The following is a 20,108-nucleotide window of genomic DNA, read 5'->3' on the forward strand; positions in this document are numbered from 1 at the left end:
GCCAACCAGGCGGTGCAGATGCCGCAAGGGCTCTATTCCGACGTCCGGTTCTCGGTCCGCAACCGCCACATGTTCCGCAAGCAGTTCGGCGTCGAGACCGGCGACCTGCTGCTGATCGGCATCGGCTATGCCGACATGCGCAAGGGCTTCGACCTGTTCCTGCAGCTCTGGCGCGTGCTGGCCAGCCGGACCGGTGGAGGCCGCAGGCGGCATCGCCGGGTGCACTGCCTCTGGCTCGGCAACCTCGACCCGATGCTCCGCACCTATCTCGGCACCGAAATCGAGGCCGCCCGTGCCACCGGCACCTTTCACATGCCGGGCCACGTCCCGGACGCGCCGGACCATCTGAGCGCCGCCGACGTCTTCGTGCTGACCTCGCGCGAGGACCCCCTGCCCAGCGTGGTGCTGGAGGCGCTGGCGAGCGGCCTCTCCGTCGTGGCCTTCGACGAGAGCGGCGGCATTCCGGACCTGCTGCGCCGCTTCGGCACCGGCGCCCTGGTGCCCCTGGGTGATGTCGGCGCGATGGCACGGGAGGCCACCTCGCTGGCCCAGGAATGCCATGACGGCCGGGCCACGGATCGTGCCCGCACGGGCCGGGCCGTTGCCAGGCAGCTCGGTTTCGATCGCTACGTCTCGGGCCTGCTGGCCCTGGCGCAACCAGCGCTACGACGCATCTCGGTGGTGGTGCCGAGCTACAACTACGCGCGGTACATGCGCCAGCGCCTGGCCTCGATCTTCGCGCAAGGGCACCCGGTGCTGGAGGTGGTGGTGCTCGACGACGCCTCCGCCGACGACAGCGTGCAGGAAGCTCATGCGGCGGCACTCGAATGGGGCCGGCAGGTCCGGGTCGTGGCGCAGACCCGCAATTCCGGTTCGGTGTTCAAGCAGTGGCAGCGCGCGGCGGCCACCGCGAAGGGGGACTGGATCTGGATCGCCGAGGCCGACGATGCCGCCGATCCGCGCCTGCTGGAAACGCTGGCGCAGGCGCTCGAGAACGCACCGCGCGCCGTGCTCGCCTTCTGCGACAGCCGGGCCGTGGATTCCGAGGGGCTGACCGTGTCGGAAAGCTACAAGCCCTATTACGCAACCACCGCCGGCACGATCCTGGAAGCGGACGGCCTGCATGAGGGGCCGGCCTTCGTGCGGTCGTGTCTCGGCGAGCGCAACCTGATCCTGAATGTCAGCGGCGTGCTGTTCAATCGCACCGCCCTGCGCGCCGCCATGGCGCGGTGCGGCGAGGAATTGCTGAGCTTCCGGATGGCCGGCGACTGGCGGCTGTATATCGAGATGCTGAACCAGGAGGGCGCGCAGGTCGCCTATGTCGCCGAGCCGCTGAACATCCATCGGCGGCACGGCGACAGCACCACGCACCGGCTGGCGGCACAGAAGCATCTCGGCGAGGTGGCGCGCATCCATCGCCTGATCGGCAGGCAGCCGGAGCTGCTGGATGAAGACCGGATGCGCCAGCGCGCCTACCGCGCCCAGCTTGCCGAGCAGTTCGGCCTGAAGCTGGCGGGGGAGTAGCGCCAGGCGCGTTGGCGATCGCGATCTTGCGGGATCAGACGCGAGCGTGCGGACGAGGCGAGGGGACGACTCGGCGAGACGTTGCTGTCGGAGACCGGGGCGGCTACTGGAACGAGGCTCTCGTTGTTCTGCAGCCAGCTCGGCCGGAAGATGGGCGCTTCCATGAACCGGGCAATCGCCAAGGGGGTGAAGGCCCGTTACGAGTTTGGAACGAGCGTGTGAATCAGCACTCAAGCGGGACCCTCTCGCAAAGTTTTTGCTTCAGCATGCCGTCTTGCGATTTCGCGCCGGCCCGGGTCGTCGATGGGAATTAGGCGACCTGACGACGCGCTAATTCATTCAGTGCTGGGAATATCGCAGAAGGCTCAGGGCGCTTGGTATAATCGGCGTTTACCTCGGCGTATGCGATCGTATCATCCTGTCCTGTCATATAACGGGCGGGCATCGGCAAAGTCCAACTGTCTTCCCCGTTGAACTGCGTCAGATCCGCACCGAGGACTTTCTGGACCTCACGCAGATAGTCCGGCAGAGTCCAGCGCACGCTGAACCGAGCGGCGATTTCACCGCCATGGTCGACAAGGATCGGAAACCCAAGCCCGTTCTGCCTCTGCGATTTGCGGCTATTAGGCAATGTTTGTTGCGAGATCGCGACTAGGCTCGCACCGCGCGCCTCGATTTCCGAGCGGGCCTCTTCCAGCGCGCTCAGGTCGAAGTTGCAGAATGGACACCAGGCGCCGCGATAAAAGGCAACCACGAGCGGCCCTTTGGCAAGCAACACCTTAGATGAGATCGGATTGCCATTTCCACGGGAAGTCCTTCCAAGGCGTGTTGCGCTTGAGGATGGGCGGCTGGCGTTCCCGTTGCGCCAAGCCGCCCAAGCTTATCTCAGATTTGGAATCAAGAGCCGACGTGCGGCATTACTTGTGTGCGACGACCTGCAGGCGACTGATTTTAGCTTCGGAGAACAACTCGCCCGCCTTATCGACGAACTCTTGTCCTGCTTCGCCATTCAAGTGGGCTTCGCGGGCAGCTTCGTCGTCGAACGTGTCGAACACCCGATAGACCCCCGTTTCACCCTCGATCTTCGCGGCGTGCCACGTCAGGGTTCCAGGTTCGCCTTTTACGAGTGACGCTTCTTTTGCAAGAAACGCTTCAATCTCTGCTTCTTTTCCAGGTTTAGCCTTCATCTCAACCAGTAGAGCAAACTTAGCCATTGCTTTAGTCCTTTTGTTGACATGTGCAGGAGGTCGTGTGCAGCAACCAAGTTGGCTTCACATCGCCAGCTCAGTTTCCTTGACGTCGGCGATCGGGCCGAGGATCGACGGGTCGAAGTCGTTGAGGACGCCTCGATCGGACAGGCGCCTGGGTAAGTCGGGGTTCGCCAGGGCGCCTCGCCCTATGGTGATGATATCTGCACCATCGTTGAGCGCGGCTGCCGCCCGCTCGATATTGTGCAGACTGCCGTTGGCGAGGATCGCCGCTCTAGGCGCATAGCGCTGGGCGAGACGCATCAAGGAGGGACCGTTCTCGGCGAAAGCGGGCTGCCACGCCTCGAACTCGATTAAATGGATGAAATCGGCGCCGGCATCGGCCAGGCTGCCGAAGATGATCTCGGCATCTCGCTCCGCGCCCGCCCACTTGTGCTGGTAGTCGTTCACCTTGCCTTGAGAGAGGCGGATGCCGACCGGCACCTGAGCACCGACCCTCGCACGCACCGCCTTGAACGTTTCAAGGATCAATCGCACACGGCTCTCCGTGGCACCGCCCCACCGATCTGTTCTGTTGTTGGCATACTCCGTCAAAAACTGGTCGAGGAGATATCCATTGGCGCCATGGATTTCGATCGCATCAAAGCCGGCAACCTCGATTGCGCGCCCCGCCGACTCGGCGAAACCGTTGATTGCATCGCCGATCTGCGCCTCCGTCATCGCGGCCGGCAGAGCGTAGCGGTCTTTGCCGTGGTAGAACGTCATCTGTTCGCCCTTCGGCCGGACGGGTGACGGACCCATAGTGTTGTCGCGAAACCGATTGCCCTGGCTGATGGCGCCGGCGTGCATCAGCTGGGCGATGGCCAGCGTACCGTGCGCCTTGAGGCTGCTGACGACCGGCTTCCACGATTCAGCCTGCGCCAGGTCAGTCATGCCAGGCTGATGGATGTAGCCCTGCGAGAATGCCTGATCGGTGTAAATACCCTCGGTGATCACCGTCCCGAAGCCACCCCGCGCAAAACGCTCGTAGTAGCGGGTCATCCTTTCGGTCGCCCGGCCATCCTGGGTTGCCGATATGCGCGTCATTGGCGCGACAGACAGGCGGTTCTTCACGGCATGCAAATTTATAACGGTTGGGGCGAAAATCGCGCTCGTATCAATGTCCGTCATCCAGACCCCCAGAAGCCATTGACCATGCCGATCCGCATAAAACAGGCGGGCCGGCTCGGTGAACGTCGATTTAGTCTTCACAGGCGGGACGTGTTAGGTGACTTTGACGATAAGCAATATATCATTTAGCGTTATAATATGGATCTCTCGGATGTAGCTTTGTTTCGCACTATCGCATCCGTCGGCAGCCTGTCGGCTGCGGCACGTCAGATGGGCACGACGCCGATGTTGGTCAGCCGCCGGTTGGCAGGCCTCGAGGCGGAGTTGGGGGCCCGCCTGTTCCACCGCACGACACGATCCTTATCGTTGACGCCCGAGGGGGAAGCCTTTTTGCCTCACGCCGTCACCCTCATCGAAGCTCGCGATGCAGCGCTCGACTCGATCTCGTCCGGCGGCTCCGGCCTCTCAGGCGTGCTGAAGGTGACCTCGCCGAACGTGATCGGCCACTCTATTGTTGTCCCTGTCGTCGCTGAGCTGATTGCAGACAATCCCGCGCTTCGGGTTGATCTGACGTTGAGCGACGGTGTCATCGACATTGCGACGGCAGGACTGGATGTGGCCGTCCGCGTGGCGGTGATGAAGCCTTCGGACATGATCGCGACGAGAGTGGCCGACAACCCATTCACGCTATGCGCTTCGCCGGGTTACGTCGCACGCTTCGGCGAACCCACCACGACAGAGGACCTAGCGGCCCATCGGTGCATCAAACTGCACGCGATGGACACTTGGCCATTTACGCGGGACGGCGAACTGGACCGGGTGCGGATTGGTGGTCCCTTGTCGGCCAGCACAGTGGACGCAGTTCGGTCCGCCTGCATCGCGGGTGTCGGAATCGCCATGTTGACCTACTGGGATGTGAACAAACAGATCGCGAGCGGAGAATTGCGGCGTATCGTCCTTAATGACGTCAAGCCGCTTGAGGTAGGGATATGGGCCGTTTTCCCAACTCGCAGGCAGATGCCGGCCCGGGTGCGCGCATTCATCGACGCTTTGCGAGGTCGGCTGCTGGCTGGAACCGATGCAGAGTCCCGTACAACCTGAACAGTAATTTACTCCCAAACGAGGAATAGGAAGAATTTTACGAAGACATCTTTCTTTTGGAACTACCGCCGCTGCTTGTCGGGACCGCCCATTCCTCGATTGGGCTGGGTGGTTCAGGTAAGAACATATAGCCGTCTGCTTTGCCTATGGGTGGCATCCCTTGCGCCTGCTCTGGTTCCAACGGCAGCTCCAAACCTGCCTTTCTGCTTTCGGCCAACATCGGTCGAGCGGCTCGATGTCGAGAGTGCCCGGGCTATGGGTATCAACCGCAAGACTTTATTGGGTAGGAACCAATGAACGCGAATCTCGGCACCGCGATGCCTTCATGCAGAACCGCCTCGATCCACATCGCCAGCGGCCTGACCCAAAAGGTTCCGTTCGCCTCGGCTCGGTAGGTGACCAGCCACTCCTCGGTCTCGCTGTGCCGGCCGAGGCAGATCACCGTGTAGAGGCCGCCCTTGTAGTGCCTGTAGCGGCCCGGCTGTGGTTCGGTCGGCATCGTGTCGTGGTCGCTCATCGAGGCTGCCTTCTCACCATAGGATAGGATGGACCCGTCGGGGTCAGGGTATGCCGCGCGACCAGCACCCGATACCAGAGCTCAGGTCAGCGTCGCGAGATCAGCCGCCCACGGAAGCCCGGTACCTCCAAGAGATCCGGTAGATGCTTGCGCATACCCACGTCGCCAGGACAGGTGCCGGCCGGTCCGACGACCTGCCCAAGGCGTGCCCAGAACGGTCAGCACCAACCCCCGGCGGATGACGGTCTCGGCATCTGCCTCGATGATCGGGGCGTTGGACAGCCTGACCGTCTGGAGACCAGAAACCGCTTCCATGCCAATGCCATGCGACGCGCCGGCATACTCTCGTCGAGCCCGGCCGGATCCGCTTATAGTGGCAACGATCGCACTCCGGCGACGCTCCACGGATACGCCACATGACCCGCCGCATGCCGCTCCTGCTGCCGTTGCTGTTCCCGCTTGTGTTCGCCGCGCCGGCCTGGGCGGTCCATCACCGTCATGCCCGGACCGGCGCCGGCGGCGGCCTGGTGATCCTGACCCAGCAGACCGGCACCGCGCTTGATCAGGCGGCGCGCCTGCTCAACGCGGATGACATCGCCGGCGCGGTCAGGCGGCACGAGCAGCCGGTGGTGCTGATCGGGTCTGCCCCGCTATCGGTCAGGCACGGCGACGCCGCCCTGTTCGTGCAGGTGCAGTCGGCGAGCCTGTGCGGGTCGGCCGGATGCTCGACCTCGATCTTTCTCAGGCACGGTGCCGAGTGGACCAAGGTGCTGGATTCCGTCAGCGGCCCGATCAAGGTGCTCTCGACCACCACGAGCGGCATGCATGACGTGATGGTGGGCGACAAGGATCGCTGGGTCTGGAACGGCACCACCTACCGGGACACCCTGCCCGCCGCCCCGATAGGCAATCTGCGCAGGTCGGTCGAGCGTCACCAGGCAAAGGTCAGGGAGAGCGCCGCCCACTGAACGAGGCGGATGAGAGCGGGCCAGTCTGAAGCGACGGGTCTGGAGCGGCCGGTCTGGAGCGGATGGAGGGAATCGAACCCTCGTATGCAGCTTGGGAAGCTGCCGTTCTACCATTGAACTACACCCGCCTGTTTGACTGCCAGGCCCGTACGATCGACGGTTTATAAGTCGGGCTCCTTCGGTCCGCAACGGTGTCCGGGCGCGATCCTGGTCGCCGCAGTTGACGACCGCGCTCCGGCGCTCCTAGAACTTAATCGATCATCGTGGCCCGCACGCCGCCTGGTTCCTCGCAAATTGTCCGGCCGGCTTGCGGCGAGGTTAAACAAGCGCGCTAAAGAGGCCAGGACGGTCGCCGCGTGATGCGGCCCGTCATGGCATCCAGGCCCGGACATTCGCCACCATTCCGGAAGACGCGGCACGCTGCCATCGTCTTCGTCCGGTCGGGGAAGCCGAGATGAACAACGAGTCCGCCACCTATCGCCCCAACACGCTGCTGGTCCATGCAGGAACCGAGCGCACGCCGTATGGCGAGACCAGCGAGGCGATGTTCCTGACCTCAGGTTTCGTCTACGACGATGCCGAGCAGGCCGAGGCGACCTTCCTGGGCCAGGTCACCCACTACCAGTACAGCCGCTTCGGCAACCCGACCGTCACCATGCTCGAGCGCCGCCTGGCGATGCTGGAGGGTGCCGAGGCCTGCCGCGCCACCGCCACCGGCATGGCCGCGGTCAGTTCGGCACTGCTCAGCCACCTGAAGGCCGGCGACCGGATCGTCGCGGCCCGCGCGCTGTTCGGCTCCTGCCACTGGATCGTCGCCAACCTGCTGCCGCGCTACGGCATCGAGAGCGTGTTCGTCGATGGCGGAGACCTGGAGGCCTGGGCGCAGGCGCTGTCGGTGCCGACCACCTGCGTGCTGCTGGAAACCCCGTCCAACCCGATGCTCGACATCGTCGACCTCAAGGCGGTGTGCGACTTGGCGCACCAGGCCGGCGCCATCGTCGTGGTGGACAACGTGTTCGCGACCCCGCTGCTGCAGAAGCCGCTCGAATATGGCGCCGACGTCGTGGTGTATTCCTGCACCAAGCATATCGACGGCCAGGGCCGGGTGCTCGGCGGCGCGGTGCTGGGCCGCCAGGCCTGGATCGACGAGACGCTGCAGCCATTCATCCGCAATACCGGCCCGGCGATGTCGCCGTTCAATGCCTGGGTGCTGCTCAAGGGCCTGGAGACGCTGGGCCTGCGCGTGGACGCGATGACCCGCAACGCCGAGGCCGTCGCCGACTTCCTGGCTGACGCCCCCGGCATTGCCCGGGTCTGGTATCCGAGCCGGGCCGACCATCCGCAGGCCGAACTGGCGATGCGCCAGATGACCGCCGGCGGCACCCTGATCACCTTCGAGGTCGAGGGCGGCAAGGCGGAGGCATTCCGGCTGATGAACGCCCTCCGGCTGATCGCGGTGTCGAACAATCTGGGGGACAGCCGCTCGATGGTCACCCACCCCGCCACCACCACGCATATGCGGATCGGTGCCGAGGAGCGCGCCCGGCTCGGCATCACCGACGGGGTGATCCGGCTTTCGGTCGGGCTCGAAGACGTGCGCGATATTATCGACGACCTCTTGCTCGGACTCGCGTTGCTGCCACAGCACGGAGTAGTGAGCCAGGCAGCGGAATGAGCGTGGCCGTTCGTTGCAGGCGAAGCCGGGGCACGCAAAGCCGGGGCAGGCAAAGCAGGAAGGGGCAACCGTCATGAAGGACAAGGAACGCATGCCGGTACATCTGGCGATGGATACCGATCTCGGGCCGGCGACCGGTGACGATGGCGGCGGCGACTACACCAGCACCACACGCGACATCAAGGTGAGCGTGCGGTCGTTCTACCTCGAAGACCAGTCGCAGCCGGACGACCGCCAGTATCTGTGGGCCTACCGGATCCGTATCGAGAACCAGGGGCGGGAGAATGTCAGGCTGCTGCGCCGGACCTGGCAGATCACCGACGCCAGCGGCCGCATCCAGCACGTGCAGGGCGAGGGCGTGGTCGGCGAGCAGCCGCAGCTCGATCCCGGCGAGGCCTTCGAATACACCTCCGGTACGCCGCTCGAGACGCCGTCCGGCTTCATGTCCGGCGCCTACCACATGGTGTCCACCGCCTCCGGCGAGCGGTTCGACGTGGTCATCCCGGTCTTCAGCCTGGACAGCCCGCATCAGCCCGGCATCGTGCATTAGAGCCGGGATCCCTATGACGCGTCGTTTCGGACATTTCGAAACCCACCTGCTCCGCGATGGCGTATTCAGCGCGCCGGCCGACGTGCTGACGCATGTCGATGGCGAGGCCAGCCGGCGACAGGCAATCGAACGCCTGGGCAAGCCCGAAATCCAGATCGACGTGAACTGCTTCCTGCTCCGCAGCGCCGACGGCATCACCCTCATCGACACCGGTGCCGGCACCATCTGGGGACCGACGTTCGGCCAGTCGCGCCTGGCGATGAGCGAGCTCGGAATCGAGCCGGCCCTGGTCGATAGGGTTCTGCTCACCCATCTTCACGCCGACCACGCGCTTGGGCTGTTCGATGGCGATGCGGCGTTTTTCCCGAATGCCGAGATCTGGGTTCCGGACGTCGACCTCGCCTACTTCACCGACGCGTCTGCTCTGGAGGCCACTCCGGAAGCCGGGCGCAGCCCGTTCGCCATCGCATCGCAGCTGCGGCAGCTCTACGGCAACCGGATCCGGGCGATCGGCGCGGGACCGGTGCTGGACGGAATCGAGGCCTGGTCCCTGCCGGGCCATACCCCCGGGCACACCGGCTACCTGCTGCACGATCCCGTCCGCAGCCTGATGACCTGGGCCGACACGCTGCATCTGGCCGAGATCCAGCCGGGCGATCCGGCGACCGGGCTGGCGTTCGACCTCGATCCCGCCACCGCGGCCCGAACGCGTCTCTCCCTGCTGGAACAGGCTGCAGACGCAGGCTGGGTTGTCGCAGGCAGCCACATCACCGGTTTCAACCGGGTCGAGCGGGCTGGAAATGCGTTCCGGATCGTTCCCGACGAGAACCCAGCCTGATGTTTCAAGTCCGATGACAGGTAACAGCGATGACGCGCCGGCCGGGCGGCCCAGCCAGGCGGAAGCCGAGGATGCCGTGCGCGTTCTGCTGCGCTGGGCCGGCGAGGACCCCGCGCGCGAGGGCCTCCACGACACGCCACGACGCGTGGCAAGGTCATACGACGAGTTCTACCGGGGGTATGCCGAAGACCCGGCGGAAATGCTCAAGCGCACCTTCGCCGAGGTCGACGATTACGATGAGATCGTGCTGCTGCGCGACATCCGCTTCGAAAGCCATTGCGAGCACCACATGGTGCCGATCATCGGCCGGGCGCATGTCGCCTACCTGCCGCGCCGGCGTGTCGTCGGCATCAGCAAGCTGGCCCGCGTGGTCGACGTCTATGCCAGGCGCCTGCAGATCCAGGAGCGCCTGACCGCGCAGATCGCCAACACCATCAACGACGTGCTGCAGCCGCACGGGGTCGCGGTCATCCTCGAAGCCGGCCACCAGTGCATGACCACGCGCGGCGTGCACCGGCCCGGCGTGTCGATGGTGACCAGCCGGATGCTGGGGGTGTTCCGCGACAACTCGGACACCCGCAAGGAGCTTCTCTCCATGCTCGGCCGCCCGTCCGCGGCGACGCCGTTCGACTGAGGCCATGGTCCCCGCACGAGAAGTGCACCTCGCGCAGGGACGAAGGCCGAACGTTGCCCAATTACTCGTCGGCTTTTTCGGTCACCTTGAACACCATGTCGACATGTTGCGGCGTCGTATTGGTCCAGTCGGTGCTGACCACCGAGCCGATGTTGGACTTCTTGTAGAGCGCCGAGATCGCGTCCTGGGCCGCCTTGATCGTCTCGTTGGTGACGGTCTGGCCCGGCTTGATGTTTGCCGCGGCCAGGATGGCGGGTGTCTTGATCCTGGCGTTCCCGGTGACGCTGACATGATCGACGGTGATGCCGACATGGACGACGGTCGGGGCCAGCGGCGCCTGCTCGACGAAGGTGTAGGCGATGATCGCCTTGGTATGATGAATGATGGTCATGCTCTGGGTGATGTTGGTACCGACATTATGCTTCTGGTACACCTGCCCGATCGCGGCCACGTTCTCCTTCGCCCCGGCCTGGTCGATCGTCTGCCCGACCTGCACCGGCAGTGCCGCCAGCAATTCGGCGGTCGGCACCTGGACGTTGCCCTTGAACGTCACCTTGGTCAGCGTGTAGCTGCCGGTCGCGGCCTTGTCCTGCGCATAAGCAGCGGTCTTCATCACCGGCATCGCCAGTGGAACGGCCGCGCAGCCCAGCAGCACTGCCAGGAACTTTCCGGTCTTCATCATCGGTTCGCTTTCGTTCAGTAGGATTTGTAGGGCAGGAACTTGCCGCTCATGGTGATCGCGACCCGGTCCCCGGCAGTGTTCGGCTCGCGCTGCATGTCCATCCGGAAGTCGATGGCGCTCATGATGCCATCGCCGAATTCCTCGTGGATCAGCGCCTTGAAGGTGGTGCCATACACCGAGACCAACTCATAGAACCTGTAGATCAGCGGATCGGTCGGCACGGAGGTCGGCAGCGAGCCACGGTAGGGCGGCACCTGCAGCAGCTTGATCTCGAACGCATCGAGGCCGAGCTTGCCGCCGATCGCCTCGGCCGCCTGCTTCGGCAAGGTCATCTGCCCCAGCAGGCCCGCAGTCACGAACTCCTTCGACAGGTCGTCGGCGAGAGCGGCCAGCTCCGACCAGGACAAATCCTGCTCGATCTTGATGCGGACGATCTTTTCGGTCAGTTCCAGGCGTGTCGTCATGGGGTCGTATCCACTTGGTTGAACAGATTGAACGAGGAGCGCCGGCGATGGTCAATGCAGCCCGGTTGCTCGCCCTCAACAATGCGCATGCCGAGCAGACCTCGCTGCTCGATCCGACCCGCCTGCAACAGATGATCGCCGGGGCATTCCAGGTCGCCACGATCGGCGAGATCGAGTGCTTCCTGATCGCGTTCGACCAGGATGCCGACTACGACAGCCCGAACTTCCTCTGGCTGCGCGCGCGCCACGACCGCTTCGTCTATGTCGACAGGATCGTCACCGCCCCCGAGGCACGAGGCAGGGGCCATGCCCGCCGGCTGTATCGCGACCTGTTCGCGCAAGCAGTGGCGGCGGACCACGACCGGGTGCTGTGCGAGGTCAACCGCGTGCCACCCAATCCGGGCTCTGATGTATTCCACGAGCGCCTGGGCTTCACCGGGATCGGCGAAGCCACGTCCGCCTCGGGCAAGACCGTCCGCTTTCTCGAGCGGCGCCTGACCCCCGGGGACCGGGGCGGCTAACGCATCGTCCGATCGTCCCGATCCCGTTGAGCAGACCACGCGGGCGAAGGCGTCATCCTTCCTGAACGTGCTCTAGTATTACCAGGTGTTTGCGTCCGGACCACTGAGAGCCCTCATAACTGCACTCTTGAGACAGTGCTCGTTTTACCGAAAAGCGGATCTAGTCGATCGGACGATATAATGCGGGCACACCATAGACCGGTCGTTATACCTTTATTGCGGCGTTGGTTGCGATCGCACTCGCAGCCCGCACGAATCAGCGAGAGCGGTGGAAGCATGATGGATATCGCTCCTGCGCTCATAGCGCAGGACGAGGCTACGATACCGGTTGATCCAGGAGAAGGTGCGCTCGATGACACACCTGTGCTGTCCCTGCTCTCTAAACCGTGCCGTGCGATGGGGGCAGCGACCTGCGACGACGACAGGCCTGCCGGCACCGTCGATGGTCATAAGCCTTGTCAGGGTGGGAGCCTGTCTGGCCGGTGCAATGGCCGGCCCATCTCGCCGCCACTGACAGGATGCTGTCGAGGATTGAGATCGCTACATATGCTTACGGGACCGCTCGGCTTCTCGTTCGCAACAACGCGGCGTGCTAGGGGAAACGATGCAGGTTTTTCTCTCGTGCGTGCTGCTGGTGTTCTGTCTGGCAGGGTGCGGCTTCAGCAGCGGCGTGATGGCGGTGGCCCCGGACACATATGCCATGACGGAGGAGCGCGCACCCGTGCTGGGGGGTGGTCGCGAGGCAAACCGGTTGGTCCTGGCCGAGGCTGACCGCTTTTGTCGGCAGCAGGGCCGGGCCAGCGCAATTTTGGACCTCCGTCCTGACGGAGACCCTTTCACACCGTACTACCCGACCGCTTTCGATGTCACCTTCCGGTGTGTGAATGAAGCCCAGGCGAAAGGCGACCGATAGCCTTGAGGAAAAGCCTGACGAGGCTGGCCGAAGCATCGTCCTGATCCCGATGATCCCGGCACGGGCTCGTGCCATGGGAGCCGGCGATCATGCTCGAGCGGCAGAGGGCGCCAAGACGAAGAATGAGGGGTTGTCATCCCGGGCAGAAGCAGCGGAGCGACGCGGTTTATGAAACGAAAGCGCACATGACATTCCAGGACTTACGGTATGTAATTGCCATCTCGGAATATGGTCACTTCGGCCGCGCTGCCGCTGCATGTGATGTCGCGCAATCGACTCTCAGTATTCAAATCAAGAATCTCGAGTTACAGCTTGGCGTGAAGCTGTTCGAGCGCACCACCAAAGCCGTGAGCGTCACCGCCGTCGGTGCGGAAATCGTCGAGCGCGCCCGCAAGATACTGGGGGAAGTCGACGCGATCATGAGCGCCGGCCAGCAAACATCTGGCCCCCTGGCCGGCGATTTCAGCCTTGGCATCATCCCGACGCTGGGACCCTACGTCCTACCGTGGCTCGTTCCGGCGCTCAAGAAGGACTATCCGTCGTTGCGACTGGTGCTCCGCGAGGATCTCACAGCGCCCCTTGTGGAAAGGCTTTGTTCGCACTGCCTCGATGCCGCGTTGGTTGCGTTGCCGATCATCGGCGATCGCCTGGAAGCGCTGCCGCTCTTTGATGAACCGTTCTGGTTCGCCGAGCCGAAAGGCCGGAAAGCCACCTCCACGAAGATCATGGGGGAGGACGAGCTACGCGGGCAATCCTTGCTGCTGTTGACCGAAGGCCACTGCTTGCGCGATCAGGCCTTGGCAATTTGCGGGACGGCTGACGGTGAGGCGGAGGGAGACTTCCGCGCGACCAGCCTGGAGACCATCCTTCAGATGGTAGCAACTGGCTTGGGAAGCACGCTTCTGCCCGCGATGGCCTGTGGCGACGCTCGCACCCGCGCGGTCTCGATCCGGCCGCTGGCCGCCGGGATCGGGCGACGTATCGGTCTCGTATGGCGCCGCAGCTATCCCAAGCCGCGTGACATCCACCTACTCGCGCGAAGCCTGTGCAAGCATCTTCCGCCGGGCGTGCATCCCGTTTGACCGATGCGCGTGATAGATATGGTCAATGAATGCTTTGCGCTTAATCGATTTTTAAGCGGGGTAGGCTGGTGCTAACATGCCTATGCATCGGAAACAGCGGGCGGAGGCTCGGCTAGCTCCCTGCCATCTTTGGCAGGCGTCGCAGGCAGAGCGGATCAAGCCACATGATGGAACATAAAACATGGATGGAATGACCGATAAGACCAGCGGCGGGCAGTGCCCGGTCGCGCACGGAGGCTCCCCTGGAGCCCGCAAGGGCGCGCGCAGGGGCAATCGGGAATGGTGGCCGGAGTCGCTGAGCCTCAACACGCTGAGCCAGCATTCGCCGCGGGCCAACCCGATGGACAAGGGGTTCGACTACGCCGAAGCGTTCAAGACCCTCGACCTGAACGCCGTCATCCAGGATCTGCATGCCCTGATGACAGACTCCCAGGAATGGTGGCCGGCGGATTTCGGACATTATGGCGGCCTGTTCATCCGCATGGCGTGGCACAGCGCGGGCACATACCGCACGACCGATGGCCGTGGTGGCGCCGGTGGTGGCCAGCAGCGCTTCGCACCCCTCAATAGCTGGCCGGATAACGCCAACCTCGACAAGGCGCGCCGGCTCCTGTGGCCGATCAAGCAGAAATACGGTCTGGCACTGTCCTGGGCCGACCTGTTCGTCCTTACCGGCAACGTGGCGCTTGAGTCGATGGGTTTCAAAACGTTCGGCTTCGCCGGCGGCCGGGCGGATACCTGGGAACCCGAGGAGCTCTACTGGGGTCCCGAGGGCACATGGCTGGGCGATGAGCGCTACAGCGGCGAACGGCAGCTGGACAGCCGGCTCGGTGCTGTTCAGATGGGCCTGATCTACGTCAACCCCGAAGGGCCGAACAGCAATCCCGATCCGCTCGGCTCAGCCCATGACATTCGCGAGACATTCGCGCGCATGGCGATGAACGACGAAGAGACGGTCGCTCTCATCGCGGGCGGGCACACCTTCGGCAAGACCCATGGGGCCGGCGACCCGTCCTTTGTCGGCGCCGAGCCGGAAGGTGCGGTCGTGGAAGACATGGGGCTCGGCTGGCGCAGCAAGCACGGCACCGGTCATGGAGCGGACGCGATCACCGCCGGCCTTGAGGTCACCTGGTCACAGACGCCCATCCAGTGGAGCAACCACTACTTCGACAATCTGTTCAAGTTCGAATGGGAGCTGACGAAGAGCCCGGCCGGCGCCTGGCAGTGGCAGGCGAAGGATGCCGTCGCGGACATCCCGGACGCACATGATCCGTCCAAGAAGCGCGTGCCCACGATGTTGACTTCGGACCTGGCACTCCGGGTGGACCCGGCATACGAGAAGATCTCACGCCGGTTCTACGAGAACCCGGATGAGTTTGCCGACGCGTTCGCCCGCGCCTGGTTCAAGCTTACGCACCGCGACATGGGACCGATCCAGCGCTACATCGGCCCGCTCGTCCCCAAGGAGCGGCTGATCTGGCAGGATCCGATCCCGGCGGTGGATCATCCGCTGATCGAGGAAGCGGATATCGAGGCGCTCAAGGCCCAGATCCTTTCCACCGGCCTGTCCGTTTCGGAATTGGTCAGCACAGCTTGGGCGTCGGCTGCGACGTTCCGCTTCTCGGACAAGCGCGGAGGCGCCAACGGAGCGCGCATCCGGCTCGAGCCGCAGAAGAATTGGAAGGTCAACAACCCCGCCGAACTGACGGTCGTGTTGCAGAAGCTGGAAGCGGTCCAGGCCGCATTCAACGCTCAGGCCTCCGGCGGCAAGAAGGTCTCGCTCGCCGACCTGATCGTCCTTGGCGGCTGTGCGGGGGTCGAGCAGGCAGCAAAGGACGCCGGTTCGGACATCAAGGTGCCGTTCACGCCCGGCCGCATGGACGCATCCCAGGAACAGACCGACGCCGTATCGTTCGTGCCGCTTGAGCCAACGGCTGACGGCTTTCGCAACCACTACGAGGGAGCGCAGTTCATGGCTCCCGAGGAGGCTCTGGTCGACAAGGCCGAGTTGATGCGGTTGAGCGGGCCGGAGATGACGGTGCTGGTCGGCGGCTTGCGGGTCTTGGGGGCTAATTCCGGCGCTTCCAAACACGGCCTGTTCACCAACCGCCCGGGCAAGCTGACGAACGACTTCTTCGTAAACGTGCTGGACATGGGCACGGAGTGGGAACCCACGGGATCCGAGAACGCGTATGTGGGCCGCGACCGCAAGACCAAGGAGGAGAAGTGGACCGGAACGCGGGTCGACCTCATCTTCGGTTCGCAATCGCAAATGCGCGCCCTTGCCGAAGTCTACGCCAGTGCCGACGCCCAGCCGAAGTTCGTAAAGGACTTCGTCGCGGCTTGGAGCAAAGTCATGGACGCCGATCGCTTCGACGTCATGTGACGTCAGGCTCCCGCTTCCTGATAGACGCGGGATAAGTCGAAGGCGGCACTCGTCGAGTGCCGCCCGAGCCTTTCGTGGGGATTACTTTTTCGATTGTGCCACTTACGGCGTGATCGTACCGGTCGAGCGTTCTGCGATCGCATCACATCCGGGCCAACCGCGACCTATCGAGAACGCATCCGCCAAGTTGAAAGCGGTGCCGCGTAAAGCCGCCGCCCGTACCATTCAGGATCTCTAGGATGCAATCCGAGATGCCAGCCGGCAGTTCGGAACGATGCGATCCTGAGCTATTTCATATGCTCCTTCAGGCGGGGCATGAGCTCGACGAAGTTGCAGGGTGCGTGGCGGCTGTCGAGTTGCCAGACCAGGATGTCGTCCCAGCCATCCTTGACCGCCCCGGTGCTGCCGGGCAGCGCGAACAGGTAGGTGCCACTGGCCACGCCGGCGATCGCCCGCGACTGGATCGTGGAGGTGCCGATCTTCTGGTAGCTGAGCATCCGGAACAGCTCACCGAACCCCTCGATCTTCTTCTCGACCACCCGGTCATAGGCCTCGGGCGTGACGTCGCGGCCGGTGACGCCGGTGCCGCCGGTGCTGATCACCACGTCGATCTCCGGATCGGCGATCCAGCTGCGCAACCGCTCCGCAATGCCGCCGGCGTCGTCGGGTTCGATCGCCCGATCGGCCAGCACGTGACCGGCGGCCTCGACCCGGGCGGCGAGGATGTCGCCGGAGGTGTCGTTCGCCATGGTTCGCGTATCCGAAACGGTCAGGACGGCGATGCGGACGGGAAGGAAGGGTCTGGCAAGATCGAGACGTGACATGAACGAGACATCAGCAACGGCCAGGGCCGGGCGTCAATCCATCATGGCCCGTACGCCTGGCACCTCGACGCAGACGTGACCCGCTGCGCGCAGCTGGGCAGCCTCCCCCGGGCGGGGCGACAGGCGCACCAGCTTGCGGCCCTGCGCCGCCAATGCCGACAGCTGGTCCACCGCATCCCCGGCCGTGACCACCAGGCGGGACGCGTCGCGGCGAGCCAGTTCCAGTACTGCCTCGCTCTCAGACGCTTCGTGCACGATCACGTCCGCCTCCCCCAGCAGGCGCAGCGCGCGCAGGGTCAGCAGATCGGCATCGCCGGGGCCCGGATCGACCAGGTAGACGATGCCCTGCTCGGGATGGCGGGCGCCGTCCTCGGCGGCAGTCAGTGCCTCGATGTACGCCGACTCCGCCTCCGCATCCTGGCCGGCCAGCATGAGCTCCGCGACACGCCCGCTGAACGCTGCCTCCAGCATGCGGCGCCGGCGCAGCACATCCGGGAGACGGCGCCTGGTCTCGGGCTGCATGCGGTCGGCCAGGGATGCCAGCCGGCCGAAGCCGGTCGGCACCAGTGACTCGATGCGCGCGCGCAGTAGCCGCGCCAGCACCGGAGCGGCACCGCCCGAGGCGATAGCGATCTGCAGTGGTGCGCGGGACACCACCGCCGGCGTCGAATAGCCGGACAGCGACGGACGGTCGACCACGTTGTACGGGATGCCGCGCCGCCTGGCTTCCTGCGTCATGGCCTGCAGCATCGGGTCCGGCGCCTCGGCGCCGACCGCGATCGCGCAGCCATCGAGCATCGACGGCTCGAACACGGCCGGTTCCTGCCGGACCAGGGCACCACAGGCGCGCAGGCTGGCCACCCGCCGGTCCGCTGCCTCGCCGTCACCGAGGACCAGCGCATGGCGACCGTCGAGATCCAGGAACAGCGGCAGCAACGGCTTCGGCATGGGGAACATCCTGCTTTGCATGGAGTCGGACGGACGGGGCCGGGATCGGCCAGATCGATAATCCCCCACAACGATCGTCGCGTGCAGTGCAACCATGTAAGAGCGGCGAGGTGCGATTAACCTTGCCCGACGACAGCAAGCCCAGGGAGAGGCCAGGTTGACCAGCCGCTACGGACTGGAAATTCGTGCCGCCACCGCCGGCGATGCAGCCGGGCTCTCGGACCTGCTCGGCAGCAACGGTCACGCCATCGCCCCGCGCATCCTGGCGGACCGGCTGGACACGATCCGGCAAGACCAGGGCGCGGTACTGATCGCGCTCGAATGGGGTCCGCCCAGCGGCGTGGTGGTGCTGCACTGGTATCGGACGCTGGAAGCGCCGCAGCCGATCGCCCAGGTCACGATGCTGCTGGTCGGCGTCGATGAACGTCGGCGCGGCGTCGGCCGGCTGCTGATCAAGGCCGGCTCGCAGGCCGCGCGCATTGCCGGCTGCGGCGCGCTCGAACTGCTGGTTCCCCCGGAGCAGACCGGCCTTGCCGCCTTCTGCATGGCGACGGGATTCGCCGAAGCCGGCAACCGGTTTTCCAGGCCGTTGCGGAAGAGCCTGAAGACGGAATAGCTCGGCGGCTCGGGCTCGGGCGCAGGCCCGTCGCGCCGCAGCGATCATCGTCCGCCTGGTCCGGTTTCTGCCGAACCGGGTGCTCGACCGCCTGACCGGGCGCACGACGTCGAACCAACGCCCGGCAGGAGCGCCGACGATTTGTTTCTACGCTGTCGCAGCTCGTCGCACCGGACCGTTACGATTTCGGAATTTGAACAGGCGCAAGCATAGCGCGACATAAGGGCGCCGCTTCCTGGCGCGCCTCCTCGGTCAAGGTTAGTCGAAACAGCTACCCTGGCTTGCCAGACGGGTCATGATACAGTTGCGGGTAGAGTTGTTTCATCGTTTCTTGCAGCACGGCATTTCAGAACGATCCAAGGCTTTTAACTGTTTCTTTACGGCAACTGTTGAGGCCGACTCATTCTCTCCCGTTCACCAAGCAAACACTTGTGCCGCCCGATGGTTTTTAGTAACGTTTTGAGACACCCTCGATTTGATATCGGAACGGTAGGAAGCCCAAATGCTCGGTAGCATCGTCGAGAAGCCGAAGGTTGCACGATCCGATCACGATGATGCCAGGTTCGGAGATCTGGCAACCACGTTTGCCAAGGACGGCTACCTTCGCATCCCGGAATTCGCCGACGATGTCGAGGTCGCGTTCATCCGGACCAGGCTCGAGGCGATGTGGGCTTCGAAAACAGGTTTCGACCAGGGCTACCAGTTCGACCTGGTCGGCGACGACGACGAGAACAAGGCTCTCGCGTTTCCCCAGATCATTCACCCCAGCATGTTCGCACCCGAACTCCTGAAGACGAAGTTCTTCTCCCAGGCCGAGGAACTCGCGAAGGCGCTGTTGGGACCGAAGGCACGATTTTCCAGCGACCACGCACTTCTCAAGAAGCCGCTGATCGGGCCGGAAACCCCCTGGCACCAGGACCAGGGTTTCCGCGATCCTGCCTTCGACTATCATGAAGTCAGCATCTGGCTGGCACTTCAGCCGACCGACATGCAGAACGGCTGCATGCGGTTCATGGCCGGATCGCACCAGTGGGGCACGCTGCCGCACCAGCCCCTGAACGGGAACGAGAAGGTGCACGCCATGGAGTGCATCGGCGAATTCGATCGCGAGGGTGCCATCGCCTGCCCGCTTCCTGTCGGAGGCTGCACGGTGCATGGCGGCATGACTCTCCATTCCGCAGGTCCGAACCGGTCCACGCGTCCGCGCGCAGCCTGGGTCCTGATCTTCGAGCTTCCGCCAGTACCATCCGCCACGGTGCGCGCCGGCACGGGCGTGTCCCGCATGACCGCCCGCGCGCAACGGGAGAAGCACTGGAAACGACATGGCGGTGCCCTGGTCGTGCTGCGGCGACATCTCTCCCGGATGGATCTGCGGGATCCCCGCCAGATCATGGTGCTCATGCGGGTCATCGCGAGCGGCGGCTTCAGAATGATCACAAGCCGGGCCGGGAAATCCTGATCGGCAACGCGCGATATCAATAAGATTCAACAACGGGTGCTGATAGTTCAATCTGCCAGGGCCGAATAAGGGCATCGGCACCCGTCGC

20 protein-coding genes, 1 tRNA gene, 2 pseudogenes and 1 riboswitch are annotated in these 20,108 nt (G+C 64.3%); of the genes and pseudogenes, 13 read left to right on the forward strand and 10 right to left on the reverse strand.

What is annotated here, in order from left to right:
• Nucleotides 1–69 precede the first annotated feature (69 nt).
• On the forward strand, nt 70–1,524 hold the full coding sequence (locus tag HN018_RS29150) for a glycosyltransferase (protein WP_338034027.1): 1,455 nt from the start codon (nt 70–72) through the stop codon (nt 1,522–1,524).
• A 310-nt stretch (nt 1,525–1,834) separates the two neighbouring features.
• Here the strand turns inward: HN018_RS29150 and HN018_RS19600 are convergent.
• The 3 genes and pseudogenes from HN018_RS19600 to HN018_RS19610 form a co-directional block, all read right to left on the reverse strand.
• Nucleotides 1,835–2,320 (reverse strand): annotated as a pseudogene (locus HN018_RS19600) (peroxiredoxin-like family protein); the annotation flags it as partial.
• Between the two features lie 121 nt (nt 2,321–2,441).
• Entirely contained in the window at nt 2,442–2,738 is a 297-nt protein-coding gene (locus HN018_RS19605; protein ID WP_171833628.1) for a putative quinol monooxygenase, read from the reverse strand.
• A 57-nt stretch (nt 2,739–2,795) separates the two neighbouring features.
• Complete coding sequence (locus HN018_RS19610; RefSeq protein ID WP_204259582.1) at nt 2,796–3,983, reverse strand: NADH:flavin oxidoreductase; 1,188 nt, start codon at nt 3,981–3,983, stop codon at nt 2,796–2,798.
• A 57-nt stretch (nt 3,984–4,040) separates the two neighbouring features.
• On the opposite strand from HN018_RS19610, the gene HN018_RS19615 reads away from it, so the two are divergent.
• Nucleotides 4,041–4,943, forward strand: coding sequence for a LysR family transcriptional regulator (locus tag HN018_RS19615; RefSeq protein ID WP_171833629.1), 903 nt, complete (start codon nt 4,041–4,043; stop codon nt 4,941–4,943).
• 262 nt (nt 4,944–5,205) lie between these two features.
• Here HN018_RS19615 and HN018_RS19620 read toward each other — a convergent pair whose 3' ends face one another.
• Nucleotides 5,206–5,460, reverse strand: coding sequence for a DUF1653 domain-containing protein (locus tag HN018_RS19620; protein WP_239478840.1), 255 nt, complete (start codon nt 5,458–5,460; stop codon nt 5,206–5,208).
• A gap of 416 nt (nt 5,461–5,876) precedes the next feature.
• Between HN018_RS19620 and HN018_RS19625 the strand changes: the two genes are divergently transcribed.
• Nucleotides 5,877–6,428: a hypothetical protein gene (locus HN018_RS19625; RefSeq protein ID WP_171833630.1), complete on the forward strand. Its 552-nt coding sequence runs from the start codon at nt 5,877–5,879 to the stop codon at nt 6,426–6,428.
• A 54-nt stretch (nt 6,429–6,482) separates the two neighbouring features.
• On the opposite strand, the gene HN018_RS19630 is transcribed toward HN018_RS19625, so the two are convergent.
• Nucleotides 6,483–6,556, reverse strand: a tRNA-Gly gene (locus HN018_RS19630).
• A 148-nt stretch (nt 6,557–6,704) separates the two neighbouring features.
• A riboswitch (SAM riboswitch) is annotated at nt 6,705–6,784 on the forward strand.
• Nucleotides 6,785–6,882: 98 nt separating this feature from the next.
• On the opposite strand from HN018_RS19630, the gene metZ reads away from it, so the two are divergent.
• The 4 genes from metZ (at nt 6,883) to folE (ending at nt 10,125) form a co-directional block, all read left to right on the forward strand.
• Nucleotides 6,883–8,103, forward strand: coding sequence for an O-succinylhomoserine sulfhydrylase (metZ, locus tag HN018_RS19635; protein ID WP_171833631.1), 1,221 nt, complete (start codon nt 6,883–6,885; stop codon nt 8,101–8,103).
• Nucleotides 8,104–8,212: 109 nt separating this feature from the next.
• Nucleotides 8,213–8,653: a Co2+/Mg2+ efflux protein ApaG gene (apaG, locus tag HN018_RS19640; protein WP_171833797.1), complete on the forward strand. Its 441-nt coding sequence runs from the start codon at nt 8,213–8,215 to the stop codon at nt 8,651–8,653.
• A gap of 13 nt (nt 8,654–8,666) precedes the next feature.
• Entirely contained in the window at nt 8,667–9,491 is an 825-nt protein-coding gene (gene aidB, locus HN018_RS19645; protein WP_171833632.1) for an AidB family quorum-quenching N-acyl homoserine lactonase, read from the forward strand.
• A 13-nt stretch (nt 9,492–9,504) separates the two neighbouring features.
• Nucleotides 9,505–10,125 (forward strand): GTP cyclohydrolase I FolE, encoded by a 621-nt coding sequence (gene folE / locus HN018_RS19650; RefSeq protein ID WP_171833633.1) that lies wholly within the window; start codon nt 9,505–9,507, stop codon nt 10,123–10,125.
• Nucleotides 10,126–10,186: 61 nt separating this feature from the next.
• Here the strand turns inward: folE and HN018_RS19655 are convergent, their stop codons facing one another.
• Nucleotides 10,187–10,807 carry a POTRA domain-containing protein gene (locus tag HN018_RS19655; RefSeq protein WP_171833634.1) on the reverse strand — a complete coding sequence of 207 codons (621 nt, stop codon included), beginning with the start codon at nt 10,805–10,807 and terminating at the stop codon, nt 10,187–10,189.
• Between the two features lie 14 nt (nt 10,808–10,821).
• Complete coding sequence (gene cynS, locus HN018_RS19660) at nt 10,822–11,271, reverse strand: cyanase (RefSeq protein ID WP_171833635.1); 450 nt, start codon at nt 11,269–11,271, stop codon at nt 10,822–10,824.
• A gap of 47 nt (nt 11,272–11,318) precedes the next feature.
• Between cynS and HN018_RS19665 the strand changes: the two genes are divergently transcribed.
• Complete coding sequence (locus HN018_RS19665) at nt 11,319–11,792, forward strand: GNAT family N-acetyltransferase (protein ID WP_171833636.1); 474 nt, start codon at nt 11,319–11,321, stop codon at nt 11,790–11,792.
• A gap of 213 nt (nt 11,793–12,005) precedes the next feature.
• Here HN018_RS19665 and HN018_RS19670 read toward each other — a convergent pair.
• A pseudogene (locus HN018_RS19670) lies at nt 12,006–12,298 on the reverse strand (IS5/IS1182 family transposase); the annotation flags it as partial.
• Between the two features lie 98 nt (nt 12,299–12,396).
• Between HN018_RS19670 and HN018_RS19675 the strand changes: the two are divergent.
• From HN018_RS19675 to katG, 3 genes are all read left to right on the forward strand, one after another.
• Nucleotides 12,397–12,705, forward strand: coding sequence for a hypothetical protein (locus HN018_RS19675; RefSeq protein ID WP_171833638.1), 309 nt, complete (start codon nt 12,397–12,399; stop codon nt 12,703–12,705).
• A 185-nt stretch (nt 12,706–12,890) separates the two neighbouring features.
• The gene (locus HN018_RS19680; RefSeq protein WP_171833639.1) at nt 12,891–13,787 is read left to right on the forward strand and encodes a hydrogen peroxide-inducible genes activator; all 897 of its coding nucleotides are present in this window, start codon (nt 12,891–12,893) and stop codon (nt 13,785–13,787) included.
• A 190-nt stretch (nt 13,788–13,977) separates the two neighbouring features.
• The gene (gene katG / locus HN018_RS19685; protein WP_408886730.1) at nt 13,978–16,173 is read left to right on the forward strand and encodes a catalase/peroxidase HPI; all 2,196 of its coding nucleotides are present in this window, start codon (nt 13,978–13,980) and stop codon (nt 16,171–16,173) included.
• Nucleotides 16,174–16,460: 287 nt separating this feature from the next.
• On the opposite strand, the gene moaB is transcribed toward katG, so the two are convergent.
• Nucleotides 16,461–16,997, reverse strand: coding sequence for a molybdenum cofactor biosynthesis protein B (moaB, locus tag HN018_RS19690; RefSeq protein WP_171833641.1), 537 nt, complete (start codon nt 16,995–16,997; stop codon nt 16,461–16,463).
• A 33-nt stretch (nt 16,998–17,030) separates the two neighbouring features.
• Nucleotides 17,031–17,945, reverse strand: coding sequence for a siroheme synthase (locus HN018_RS19695; RefSeq protein ID WP_171833642.1), 915 nt, complete (start codon nt 17,943–17,945; stop codon nt 17,031–17,033).
• 157 nt (nt 17,946–18,102) lie between these two features.
• Between HN018_RS19695 and HN018_RS19700 the strand changes: the two genes are divergently transcribed.
• Both HN018_RS19700 and HN018_RS19705 read left to right on the forward strand, forming a co-directional pair.
• A complete protein-coding gene (locus tag HN018_RS19700) occupies nt 18,103–18,561 on the forward strand; it encodes a GNAT family N-acetyltransferase (RefSeq protein ID WP_171833643.1) in 459 nt (152 codons plus the stop codon).
• Between the two features lie 502 nt (nt 18,562–19,063).
• On the forward strand, nt 19,064–20,020 hold the full coding sequence (locus HN018_RS19705) for a phytanoyl-CoA dioxygenase family protein (RefSeq protein WP_171833644.1): 957 nt from the start codon (nt 19,064–19,066) through the stop codon (nt 20,018–20,020).
• Nucleotides 20,021–20,108 lie beyond the last annotated feature (88 nt).

Origin of the sequence: Lichenicola cladoniae, from assembly GCF_013201075.1 — a bacterium.
GTDB lineage: Bacteria > Pseudomonadota > Alphaproteobacteria > Acetobacterales > Acetobacteraceae > Lichenicola > Lichenicola cladoniae.